Annotated in this window: 12 protein-coding genes; 6 read left to right on the top strand and 6 right to left on the bottom strand. The window is 57.5% G+C overall.

Features of this window, described 5'->3' with window-relative positions:
• Positions 1-8 precede the first annotated feature (8 nt).
• From CAG25_RS19915 to CAG25_RS19905, 3 genes are all read left to right on the top strand, one after another.
• Positions 9-797, top strand: coding sequence for a helix-turn-helix transcriptional regulator (locus CAG25_RS19915; protein WP_085610558.1), 789 nt, complete (start codon positions 9-11; stop codon positions 795-797).
• Positions 798-935: 138 nt separating this feature from the next.
• On the top strand, positions 936-2648 hold the full coding sequence (locus CAG25_RS19910; RefSeq protein ID WP_085610559.1) for an amidase: 1713 nt from the start codon (positions 936-938) through the stop codon (positions 2646-2648).
• Between the two features lie 214 nt (positions 2649-2862).
• The gene (locus tag CAG25_RS19905; RefSeq protein ID WP_143492863.1) at positions 2863-3360 is read left to right on the top strand and encodes a hypothetical protein; all 498 of its coding nucleotides are present in this window, start codon (positions 2863-2865) and stop codon (positions 3358-3360) included.
• Between the two features lie 110 nt (positions 3361-3470).
• On the opposite strand, the gene CAG25_RS19900 is transcribed toward CAG25_RS19905, so the two are convergent.
• Positions 3471-4421 (bottom strand): Dyp-type peroxidase, encoded by a 951-nt coding sequence (locus CAG25_RS19900; RefSeq protein WP_085610561.1) that lies wholly within the window; start codon positions 4419-4421, stop codon positions 3471-3473.
• A 193-nt stretch (positions 4422-4614) separates the two neighbouring features.
• On the opposite strand from CAG25_RS19900, the gene CAG25_RS19895 reads away from it, so the two are divergent.
• Entirely contained in the window at positions 4615-5592 is a 978-nt protein-coding gene (locus CAG25_RS19895; RefSeq protein WP_085610562.1) for a TerC family protein, read from the top strand.
• Positions 5593-5633: 41 nt separating this feature from the next.
• Here CAG25_RS19895 and CAG25_RS19890 read toward each other — a convergent pair whose 3' ends face one another.
• Together CAG25_RS19890 and CAG25_RS19885 are read right to left on the bottom strand one after the other, a co-directional pair.
• On the bottom strand, positions 5634-6734 hold the full coding sequence (locus CAG25_RS19890; protein ID WP_064597297.1) for a polyamine ABC transporter substrate-binding protein: 1101 nt from the start codon (positions 6732-6734) through the stop codon (positions 5634-5636).
• 253 nt (positions 6735-6987) lie between these two features.
• Positions 6988-8394, bottom strand: coding sequence for a cytosine permease (locus CAG25_RS19885; RefSeq protein ID WP_085610563.1), 1407 nt, complete (start codon positions 8392-8394; stop codon positions 6988-6990).
• Positions 8395-8718: 324 nt separating this feature from the next.
• Between CAG25_RS19885 and CAG25_RS19880 the strand changes: the two genes are divergently transcribed.
• Both CAG25_RS19880 and CAG25_RS19875 read left to right on the top strand, forming a co-directional pair.
• Positions 8719-9204 (top strand): flavin reductase family protein, encoded by a 486-nt coding sequence (locus tag CAG25_RS19880; protein WP_007950450.1) that lies wholly within the window; start codon positions 8719-8721, stop codon positions 9202-9204.
• A 67-nt stretch (positions 9205-9271) separates the two neighbouring features.
• Positions 9272-10315, top strand: a complete 1044-nt coding sequence (locus CAG25_RS19875) for an LLM class flavin-dependent oxidoreductase (RefSeq protein ID WP_085610564.1) — start codon at positions 9272-9274, stop codon at positions 10313-10315.
• Between the two features lie 59 nt (positions 10316-10374).
• On the opposite strand, the gene CAG25_RS19870 is transcribed toward CAG25_RS19875, so the two are convergent.
• The 3 genes from CAG25_RS19870 to CAG25_RS19860 all read right to left on the bottom strand — a co-directional run bounded on the left by CAG25_RS19870 (position 10375) and on the right by CAG25_RS19860 (position 12002).
• A complete protein-coding gene (locus CAG25_RS19870) occupies positions 10375-10851 on the bottom strand; it encodes a hypothetical protein (RefSeq protein ID WP_256575400.1) in 477 nt (158 codons plus the stop codon).
• 84 nt (positions 10852-10935) lie between these two features.
• Entirely contained in the window at positions 10936-11214 is a 279-nt protein-coding gene (locus CAG25_RS19865; protein WP_085610565.1) for a hypothetical protein, read from the bottom strand.
• Between the two features lie 344 nt (positions 11215-11558).
• Positions 11559-12002: a hypothetical protein gene (locus CAG25_RS19860; protein WP_085610566.1), complete on the bottom strand. Its 444-nt coding sequence runs from the start codon at positions 12000-12002 to the stop codon at positions 11559-11561.
• Between the last annotated feature and the right edge of the window lies 1 nt (position 12003).

The raw sequence follows: 12003 nt of genomic DNA, 5'->3' as shown, positions 1-12003 counted from the left end.
AACCACAGATGCCGCCAAAAGGACACGACAAGAGCGTCAGACGCAGCATTCCCGGGCTGCCCAGCCTGCCGCGTCCACTGTATGGGCGCACCGAATCGCTGCCCAATCGTGCGCTCACCCGCCGCCACAGTCATCCGTGGGTGCAGTTGTCCTACGCGATTCAGGGCGTACTCGAAGTACAGACTGCCGTCGGTCGTTTCGTTGCGCCGCCGGAGCGGGCGGTGTGGATTCCGGCGGGTGTGCCGCATCGGGTGTTCAGTTCGCCGCACACGGAAATGCGCAGCCTGTACATCGATTGCAGCGTCGCCGACTGGGCGCCGGAGCGTTGTCATGTGCTCGGCGTCAGTGATCTTTTGCGTGAGCTGATTCGGGCCTTCAGTCAGATACCTGTCGAATATGACCAGAGCGGCTCGCACGGGCGTCTGGCCCAGGTGATCCTCGATCAACTGGCCGAGGCGCCGCCCATCGACCTGATGCTGCCACTGCCGCAGGACAGTCGCTTGCGCCAGATCTATCAGAGTCTGGAGCAACATCCGGAACAGCAGACCACCTTGGCGCACTGGAGCGAAAAATTCGGCGTAACCGAGAAAACTCTGACTCGGCTGTTCCTGCGCGACACCGGTTTGACCTTCCGCACCTGGCGCCAGCGCCTGCGTCTGCTGGGTGCGCTGACGCCGCTGGAACGCGGCGAACGCGTCACCGACGTGGCTTTGGCCTGTGGTTATGACTCGACATCGGCCTTTATTGCGGCGTTTCGCCAACAGTTCGGCGAGACGCCGGGAGAGTTTTCCCGATGAAATTAACCGATATTTATCGACTTTATACATGCCATTGGGCAAATTTCAGGGTAGAGTTTCGCCCATCAAGAACCTTTGACATCTTTCGACGATAACAATGATCAACCACCCTTTAGCGAACCTGTCGGCGGTAACAGCATGATCGAAGTCACTGAAGTTTCCATTGCCCAATTGCGCGCGGCGCTCGAATCCGGCCAGACCACGGCGGTCGAGCTGGTGCAGGCCTATCTGGCGCGCATCGACGCCTATGACGGCCCTGACACCGCCACTGCGCTGAACGCGGTGATCGTGCGTAACCCCGACGCACTGAAAGAAGCGCAAGCCTCGGACGCCCGTCGTGCCAAGGGCGAAACCCTCGGTCCGCTGGACGGCATCCCCTACACCGCCAAGGACAGCTATCTGGTCAAAGGCCTGACCGCCGCGTCCGGCAGCCCGGCCTTCGCCGATCTCGTAGCCCAGCGCGATGCGTTCACCATTGAGCGCCTGCGTGCGGGCGGTGCGATCTGCCTGGGCAAGACCAACATGCCGCCGATGGCCAATGGCGGGATGCAGCGCGGGGTCTATGGCCGTGCCGAAAGCCCGTATAACGCTGATTATCTGACTGCACCGTTTGCTTCCGGCTCATCGAACGGTGCCGGCACCGCCACCGCTGCGAGCTTCTCGGCATTTGGTCTGGCGGAAGAAACCTGGTCGAGCGGTCGCGGCCCTGCCTCGAATAACGGGCTGTGCGCCTACACGCCGTCGCGCGGCGTGATCTCGGTACGCGGCAACTGGCCGCTGACGCCGACCATGGACGTGGTGGTGCCCTACGCCCGCACCATGGCCGACCTGCTGGAAGTGCTCGACGTGGTGGTCGCCGAAGACAGCGACACCCGTGGCGACCTGTGGCGCCTGCAACCCTGGGTTCCGATCCCGAGCGTCGCCTCGGTGCGTCCGACTTCCTATCTCGATCTGGCAGTGAAGAGCGATGCACTGGCCGGCAAACGCCTGGGCGTGCCGCGCATGTACATCAATGCCGACCCTGAAGCCGGCACCAGCGAAGAACCGGGCATCGGCGGCCCGACCGGGCAGCGCATCAACACCCGCGCCTCGGTGATCGATCTGTGGAAACAGGCCCGTCAGGCCCTCGAAGCCGCCGGCGCCGAAGTGATCGAAGTGGATTTCCCGCTGGTCTCCAACTGCGAAGGTGATCGTCCGGGCGCACCGACCGTGTTCAATCGCGGCATCGTCTCCAAAGAGTTCATGCACCACGAACTGTGGGACCTGTCGGCCTGGGCCTTCGATGATTTCCTGCGCGCCAACGGCGACCCGAAACTCAATCGACTGGCGGACGTCGACGGCCCGAAAATCTTCCCCCACGACCCGGGCACCCTGCCCAACCGTGAAGGCGACCTCGCCGCCGGCATGGACGAATACGTGCGCATGGCCCAGCGTGGCATCACACCGTGGGATCAGATCCCGACCCTGCCGGACGGCCTGCGCGGTCTGGAGAAGACTCGCAAGCTCGACCTCGAAGACTGGATGGATCGCCTCGGCCTCGACGCCGTATTGTTCCCGACCAACGCCGACGTGGGCCCGGCCGACGCCGACGTCAACCCGGCCTCGGCGGACATCGCCTGGAGCAACGGTATCTGGGTCGCCAACGGCAACCTCGCAATCCGCCACCTCGGCGTACCGACCGTCACCGTGCCGATGGGCGTGATGGCCGATATCGGCATGCCGGTGGGTCTGACGTTTGCCGGGCGCGCCTATGACGACTCGACGCTGCTGCGACTGGCGGCGGCGTTTGAAGCCACCGGGTCGAAGCGCCGGATTCCCCCACGTACACCCGCGCTTTCCAGCGAGCGTTGATTGACTCTCACCCTGTGAGTCCGCGCTTTAAACGTGTGCCGTGAGCCTGTTCGCGGCACATATTTCCAGACACAAACCCACGTTTTCAACTTATAAGCAACTGCCAATTCTGACAGTTGTAAATAAAAAAAAAGACAACTAGATTCGGATTGCAAGAGCGGCAGAATTCACAATTGCGTTTGCCAAACTACCAATTTGATGAAGGTCAATGATTATGGAAATCGATAAATTCTCGCCAGAAATCAAAGCTGCGCTAGGTTTAGACGGCAACAATGAAGCTATAACTGTCCTCTCCAATGAGGAAAAAGAAGCTTCCATATTCCGGGTAAGTTTTGCACCGAGGCACCCGGGTCTTGGTACTGAATTTATTGCGGAGCGATACTTTTACGCAAGCCTGACCCCAGACACCCTCAGTCTCCTGGGATATAGAAAAAGACCAGATGATCTTCCAGACGATCAGATTTCAATTATTCTTCCAAAACGCTTGCCGCCTGGTGAATATCCTTTCAACAACTCCGACCCGAACCTCCCCCACGCCTATGCTGGACACTACCCCAACGGTTACAGCGCAAGGAGTGGCTTCATAAAATTCACCCGCAACGACGCCAACCAGAGGATTGAAGCGACCTTTGAATTCTCCATAAAAACTGACGAACTCGATTACGAGTTGAAAGGAAAGCTCTATCTAGATCCAACATTCCCACTTGAATAAGCACACTACCAAACAACCAACCATTGAATAAAAACTTTGGTGTTTGGCAGTCCGGTGCAGAACCTGAAGAGGGACATAAAAGGGCGGGATCAATTGATCCCGCCGCTTTTCTATGGTTCTGCCAGTTCTTCCAGCAAATCCGCCGAAGGCACAAAGAACAGACTGCCTGTGACGGCGGTGCTGAAATCCAGCAGTCGATCGTAATTGCCGGGTGGCTTGCCGACAAACATGTTCTCCAGCATCTGTTCCAGCGGCTCCGGCGAACGCGCGTAGCCAATGAAATAAGTGCCGAACTCGCCTGCGCCAGGTCGGCCGAACGGCATGTTGTCGCGCAGGATTTTCACCTCTTCGCCGTCCTTGGTGATGGTCGTCAGCGCGCTGTGGGAATTGCTCGGCTTGACCGAATCGTCCAGCTCGATATCAGACAGTTTGGTGCGCCCGATCACCCGCTCCTGCGCTTCGACCGACAATTCGTTCCAGGCCTTCATGTTGTGCAGGTACTTCTGCACCAGCACGTAACTGCCGCCGCTGAACGTCTGATCTTCATCACCCACGAGGGTGAAATGCTCGGCTTTGCGGCCGACCGGATTTTCCGTGCCGTCGACAAAACCGATGATGCTGCGCATGTCGAAATAGCGGAAACCCTGTACTTCGTCGGTCACCGTCACGGCGCCGTCCAGCGCCGACATCAACTGCGTTGCCAGCTCGAAACACAGGTCCATCTGATCGGCACGAATGTGCAGCAGCAAGTCGCCAGGTGTGGAAACAGCGCGCCGCCCTTCTACGCCGAATTCGCGAAAGTCGTGCAAGGATGCCGGGCGTGGACTGCCGAACAGACGATCCCAGGCGTTGGAAGAGAACCCGCAAACACAGGACAGGTTTCCCGAAGGGACACGCTTGCCGACCGAGCGCGTAAGACCGGCGATATCGGCGCACCAGCCGCGGATTTTTTCGGCGGCCTCGGCCTCGGCGTTAAGGGTCGCCACGATGAAGATGGCAGCGCTGGTGATCGGGCTGCAGACGGCTTGAGGATCTGGCGTTTCGATGATCGTGACTCCCAAGGAATGATGGACTGGCTCGAAGGGAGGTTAGCAAAGAAGCACTGACTGAAATACCTTCCGTCACCCCGTTGCCAAGGCAGACACTTCGTTAATAACGAACAATACCCACGAAATAAACGATTTTTCTTCGTCGGAAAGCTCCTACTAGCATGGCCCCGTCTACCCCGACAAACAGAAAGACAGGGAGAACGGCATGCACCCCATCAACATCGGCGAACCCTGGATGTGGGTCGCCTTCATCGTTTTTGTCCTCGCCATGCTGGCCGTCGACCTGTTCGTCTTCGGTGGGCGCAAGGCGCATCGGGTCTCGGTACGGGAAGCCTCATGCTGGGTGATTGCCTGGTGCATGCTGGCGATGGCCTTCGCCGGGTTGCTCTGGTGGTACCTCAACGGCGAATTCGGTCCCGAAATCGCCAAGGTCAAGACCCTGGAATTTCTCACCGGTTACTTGATCGAGCAGTCGCTGTCGATCGATAACATGTTCGTCTTCGTGATGATTTTCAGCTACTTCGCCGTGCCGCCGGAGTTGCAGCGCCGGGTGCTGCTGTACGGCGTGCTCGGGGCGATCGTGATGCGCGCGGCGATGATTTTTGCCGGCGTATGGCTGGTGTCGCAATTCACTTGGCTGCTGTATGTGTTCGGCGTGTTCCTGATCATCACCGGGATCAAGATGCTGGTGTTCGCCGAGCAGCAACCGGATCTCGATAACAACCCGCTGCTGCGCTGGGTGCGCGGACATCTGCGGATCACCAACGGTTTTCACGGCGAGCGCTTTTTTGTGCTGCAGAACGGTGTGCGCTGGGCCACGCCGATGTTTCTGGTGCTGGTGCTGATCGAGGCCAGCGACCTGATGTTTGCGGTCGACAGCATCCCGGCGATTTTCGCGGTGACGACCGATCCGTTCATCATTTTCACCTCGAACATTTTCGCGATCATGGGCCTGCGGGCGCTGTACTTTTTGCTGGCGGACATGGCCGACCGCTTTCATCTGCTCAAGTACGGACTGGCGCTGGTGCTGGTGTTCATCGGCGGGAAGATGACGGTGATGCCATGGTTTCACATGCCGGTGGAATGGTCGCTGGCGATTGTCGGCGGGCTGATTCTGGCGTCGGTGGTGCTGAGTCTGATGCTGACGAAGGACAAGTCGCCCGAAGAAAGTCAGGCGAAATAACGGCCGAGGGAGCGAACGGATTCGCTCCCTCGGCTTTGAGCTTATTTATCCGACTTGATGCTGGTCCACACTCGGGTCCGCACCCGCTCCAGTTTCTGCGGCAACGGTTGCACCACGTACAGTTTCTTCAGCGCTTCGCTGGTCGGCGTCAGGTTCGGGTTGCCGGTAATTTCCTTGTTGATCAGCGGCAGCGAATCCTTGTTGGCATTCGGGTAGCCGAGGAAGTCGCTGATCGAAGCGATGACTTTCGGATCGAGCAAGGTGTTGAGGAACTCGTGGGCCTCTTCGACGTTCTTCGCACTCTTCGGAATGGCGAAGGTGTCGAACCAGATCGGCGCGCCTTCCTTCGGCAAGCGCCAGTCGACCACCACGCCGTTGCCCGCCTCTTTGGCACGGTTGCCAAACTGGTAGAAGCTGCCGGAATAACCGATGGCCACGCAGATATCGCCGTTGGCGATGTCGGTCATGTACTTGGCCGAGTTGAAGTAGGTCACGTAAGGGCGAACCTTGAGCATCAGGTCCTTGGCTTTCTCATAGTCGGCCGGGTTCTGGCTGTTCGGGTCCAGGCCCAGGTAGTGCAGAGCCAGCGGCAGGATTTCCGACGGCGAATCGAGCATTGCCACGCCGCAGGATTTCAGCTTTTCCATGTTCTCCGGCTTGAACACCAGATCCCAGCTGTCCACCGGCGCATTCTCACCGAGCGCAGCCTTGACCTTGGCCGGGTTGAAACCGATCAGCACCGTGCCGACCATGTAGGGCACGCCGTACTGATTGCCGGGGTCGTTGGCGTCGAGCAACTTGAGTAGCGCCGGGTCCTGGTGGCTCCAGTTCGGCAGCTTGGACTTGTCGAGTTTCTGGAACACGCCGGCCTTGATCTGGGTATCGAGGAACTGGTTCGACGGCACCACCAGGTCATAGCCGGAGTTGCCGGTCAGCAATTTGGCTTCGAGGGATTCGTTGGTGTCGAAGGTGTCCCAGGTCACTTTGATGTTGCTTTTGGCGGCGAACTCCTTGGGCACCGATGGCAGGATGTAATCCGCCCAGTTGTACACCCGCAGTTCGCGCTGTTCGGCCTGTACGGCGCTGGCCAGCAGCGTCAGCCCGAAAACAGTAGCGCCCAGAATGCGTTTCATCGTGACCATGTTGTGTTTCCCCGAATGCAGCGTGAGTCGATGGTTTTTATGTTCTGTACACGGCAGTGGCTGGCAAAATCAGCCATGGGCAAGGAAAGTGCAGCATTTAGTTGTGGCTTCGATTCTTGCTGACAGCGTAGACGCAGGACAGTAGCCGGTTGGCCAAAAGGGGATCGAAATGGCCAATTTGCGTGACCGCCGGGATGCGGAAACAACAATGCCCGGCGAAGCGCCGGGCATTGTTTGAACAGCTTGCGAACGCTCAGTCGGTAAAACCCAACCGCGCCGCCCTGCTCCGCTGAGTCTGGCCACGGGTCGCGAGGCAGTAATACAGCGGGCACGTCACGATCAGGCCGACCAGCCACGACAAGTCAGCGCCTTCCACCAGATTGGCGTACGGCCCGACATACAACGATGTGTTGGCGAACGGCAGCTGCACGATGATGCCGATGAAATAGGCGATGATCGCGTGCAGGTTGAAGCGTCCATAAATGCCGCCATCGGCGCGGAAGATCGAGGCGATGTCGTAACTGCCGCGCTTGATCAGGTAGAAGTCGATCAGGTTGATCGACGCCCATGGCACCAGCACCAGCAGCAACGCCAGAATCAGCCCGATGAACTCGGAAATGAAATCCGCCGACGCCCCCAGCGCCACCACGCAGCAGCCCGTCAGCACGATGCTCGACAAGATCACCCGCACCTTGATGCTTGGCGTCCATTGGCTGGCAAAGGTCTGGATCGAGGTGATGATCGACAGCACCGCGCCATACAGATTCAGCGCGTTGTGACTGATGATATTGAGCAGGAACAACACCATCAGAATCGGCCCCAGCCAACCGGTGGACTGCTTGACCGCCGCCATCGCCTCAGTGCCTTCCGGAGTCGCCAACACCGCCACCGCGCCGAAGGTGAACGACAGTATCGTGCCCAGCGTGGCGCCCAGATAAGTCGCGATAAATGGTCTGCCGATCCCGATGTCCGCCGGCAGGTAACGGGAATAGTCGGAGACGTACGGCGAAAAGCTGATCTGCCAGATGATGCCCAGCGACACTGTCGCCAGCCAACCGGAAAGGTTGAAGCTGCCACGGGTAAAGAAGTCCGCCGGCAACTCATGGGCAAAGATGTAGATGAACCCGGCCAGCAGCGCGCTGCCCATCACCCAGGTGCCGATGCGGTTGAGCGTGTGGATGAAGTTGTAGCCGATCACGCCGATGGCCGTGGCGCTCAGGGCACCGATCAGAATGCTCAACGGCGCCGGCACCGACGGCGCAATGCCGACGATGGATTTGCCGGCCAGCACGATGTTGGAAATGAAGAAACCGATGTAGATGATCGCTGCGAAGAACACGATCAACAGCGCGCCGTAACGCCCGAACTGGCCACGACTCTGCACCATCTGCGGAATGCCCATGCGCGGGCCTTGCGCCGACGCCAAGGCGATCACCACCCCGCCGATCATGTGCCCCAGCGCAATCGCCAGCAGCCCCCAGAACAGGTCGAGATGAAACACCTGAACCACCATGGCGCCGGTGACGATGGGCAGTGGCGCAATGTTGGTGCTGAACCATAGAGTGAAAAGGTCGCGGGCCTTCCCGTGGCGTTCCGCGAGTGGGACGTAGTCGACCGTGTGATTCTCGATCAACGGATCTTGCCGGGACATCTGGGACATAAAAATGAACTCGATTGGGTCTGTTCTTATCGTTGTATGAAGCCAAACCGGGAGCGCTTCGTGGCCGCTCCTCAGATGAACACCATATTATGGTATTCCAACATTTTCACAAGACTGATCCGCTCTTTACGACGGCATCTGATCCGGCATCCTCCCTGATAGCCAACGCTCGCGGCTAGAGAAAAGCCCCGTAAATGCTGAGTTTCCGACGGATGAACCACGTTTATCGTTTCACCAAAAAAGCGCTTGCAATCGACGTATTACGGTATACCATCAGACCCATAAACACATAAAAAACGCTTCACCGCACTCGAGGATTGACCAATGATCGATGCTGCCGTCTACAAACAAGTCATGGGCTCGTTCCCGTCCGGCGTCACTGTCATTACCACGCTTGATGACGACGGCCAGATCGTCGGCCTCACCGCCAGCGCCTTCAGTTCGCTGTCCATGGACCCGGCCCTGGTGCTGTTCTGCCCCAACTACAGTTCCGATTCCTACCCTGTCCTGATCAAGAACAAACGCTTCGCCATTCACGTGTTGTCCGGCGGTCAGCAAAGCGAAGCCTACGCGTTCGCCCGCAAAGGCAAGGACAAGGCGCAGGGCATCGAGTGGACGCTGAGCGAACTGGGCAACCCGATCCTGGCCAACGCGACGGCTATCATCGAATGTGAGCTGTGGCGCGAATACGAAGGCGGCGACCACGCGATCATGGTCGGCGCGGTGAAAAACCTCATCGTCCCTCAGCAGGACGCCGGCCCGCTGGTGTATTGCCACGGCAAGATGGGCGCCCTTCCCGCCTTCGCCTGATCCGCACGATTGCACTTAAACAGGCTGGCAAGCGACCGGCCGACCACAAGAGATTCGAGGTAGCGTCATGAAATTTTCCCTGTTCGTACACATGGAACGCTGGGACGAAAGCGTCAGCCACCGTCAACTGTTCGAAGACCTGACCGAACTGACGTTGATGGCCGAGGCCGGCGGTTTCAGCACCGTGTGGATCGGCGAACACCACGCGATGGAATACACCATCTCGCCGAGCCCGATGCCGTTGCTGGCCTACCTCGCGGCCAAAACCACCACCATTCACCTGGGCGCCGGCACCATCATCGCGCCGTTCTGGCACCCGCTGCGGGTCGCCGGTGAATGCGCGTTGCTCGACGTGATCAGCAACGGCCGAATGGAAGTCGGCCTGGCACGTGGCGCCTACCAGGTGGAATTCGACCGCATGGCCGGCGGCATGCCCGCCTCCAGCGGTGGCCAGGCACTGCGGGAAATGGTTCCGGTAGTGCGCGCACTGTGGCAAGGCGACTACGCCCACAACGGCGAGATCTGGAAATTCCCCACCTCCACCAGCGTGCCGAAACCGATCCAGAAGCCCAATCCGCCAATGTGGATCGCCGCCCGCGACCCGGACTCGCACAACTTCGCCGTCGCTAACGGCTGCAACGTGATGGTCACCCCGTTGATGAAAGGCGATGAAGAAGTCCTCGATTTGAAAAACAAATTCCAGACCGCGCTGGACAACAACCCCGATGTGCCGCGTCCGCAATTGATGGTGCTGCGTCATACCCACGTGCACTCGGCGGATGACTCGGAAGGCTGGAAGGTGGGCGCGAAAGCCATCTCACGTTTCTATCGCACGTTCGATGCGTGGTTCGGCAACAAGGAAGTGCCGGTTAATGGTTTCCTCGCCCCGAGCCCGGAAGAGAAATTTGCTGGTCGTCCGGAGTTTGAGCTGGAGAGTCTGCACAAGACCGCCATGATCGGTACGCCGGAAGAGATCATTCCGCGGATCAAGTACTACCAGGAACTGGGGGTGGATGAGTTCAGTTTCTGGTGCGACAACAGCTTGCCGCATGCGGAGAAGAAGAAGTCGCTGGAGTTGTTTATCAAGCATGTGGTGCCGGCGTTCAGATAGACCTGCTACCCGGTATATGAAAACGCCCCGAAATGTTCGGGGCGTTTTCATTTGGGGGTTCAAGGCAACGATGGCTCTGCCGGAACAGGCAGAAAGAAACGCGCTGTCAGCCAGCATGTCGCCATTGCCGTGACGAACAGCACGAACATTCCGAACATCTCATCCGAAAAGGTCGCTCCCTTTACATCCGATACAACGGCCAGCACAAACGGTGTCACCCATAAAGTAGCCAACGCGGCACCCGACAGAGCAATCACTGAACAGGATCGGTCCGTCCGTTTGACCTTCATCAGTGCAATCACCATTGCGAACAGCAAAAACGGTACAAGAAATACCACCTCGGCGAGCAAGGGGCCGAGGAACGGCATCAACATTAACTCCCCTCCCACGACCTCGCCCATCAGCCGTGGGTTCATGGCCAGATGGAAGATCGTTGCAAGGGTCTTGATGATGCTTGCGATAAATCCTGGAACCAGTGGGCAGAGAAGAAAAGCCAGGAACACTTTCAGACGTGGGTATTTTTTTACTTCGCTCAAATCCTGGATCCTTTGCGCGCAAACCGGGACACACCACGTATCGAAATATCTCTGAACGTGGTCTGCCCTATTTACGTTTTGTATTCAGAAGAGAAAAAACACAAGCATGTACAAAAACATCGCTACTCCCGCCAGCACCGCTCGGTGCATTGGATCATCTTCAGGGCTCATTCCTCCCGGCCCAATCGTGACCCATCCATCGCGCAAGTAATTGTAGACCGCTTGACCAAACCATATCTGTCCCAAGACCATCGCAAAGAAACGCTCCCGGTCCCCGTTGAACCGTATAAAGCCAGCGACTAATGCGACCACCAGCAATGTCAGACCAATTACATGTTTGTACCGTTTGAGCTCTCCCAACATTTACTTATCCTTAAAAAATCCAGCGTTCTGTCCGCAAGCTTATCCCAAGTATTGGCCATGCCGAGAGCATTCGAAGCCTTGCTGGCTACCTCCTTCGAGAAACCATTGGCGACAACAAATTTTTCGAAACCGGCACTTAGCGCTGTGCTCGTCAACGCCTTGTTAAAATCCTCAGGCCCCTTCAAATAGCATAAAAAGGAGACAGATTTATTAATCAAATAAATCTGTCCCCTTTCCGCTCAGTTTTCACAAAAAAACGGGACAAAAAAAAGGGACAGATTTATTAAATCAAATAAATCAGCGCCCTTTTAATTTCTTTTAATTTCTACCCGTTGTGATTCTTATTAAGACAATTGAAACGCCGAACGAACATATTCAGTGAGGCCGACCAAATCCTCGTACGCGGCCGGACCCAGTGCAGGTTCATGGATCGACAAATAGACGGCAGCAGTCAGATTTGCTTTCGAAGCACAATCACTTACTTCCCAGAGCCTGGCGGGGGCTATCATCCAGTTGGTTCCAGGCAAACCTTCGCGTGCATTACCAACAAGCGACCACGACATCTTTCCCTTGTAGCCCTCCACCGCACTCCGCAACTTTTCAATTTCACTCTCCCTGATATCTTTGAATCTGAACGCAATGAATGGAAGAAAAGCAGAATGATCCTCCCTCTGCATCTTACTGCCCACCATCACATCCGGATAACGCTGCCGATACTTACGCCACTCCAAATCGCCGATATCAGCAATAACATTCAAAAGGCGACCTTCATCATTCTCAATCTTCATA

It is taken from the genome of Pseudomonas sp. B16(2017) (assembly GCF_002113205.1).
GTDB classification, from domain to species: Bacteria; Pseudomonadota; Gammaproteobacteria; order Pseudomonadales; family Pseudomonadaceae; genus Aquipseudomonas; species Aquipseudomonas pharyngis.
This window is presented reverse-complemented; position numbering and strand designations above follow the sequence as displayed.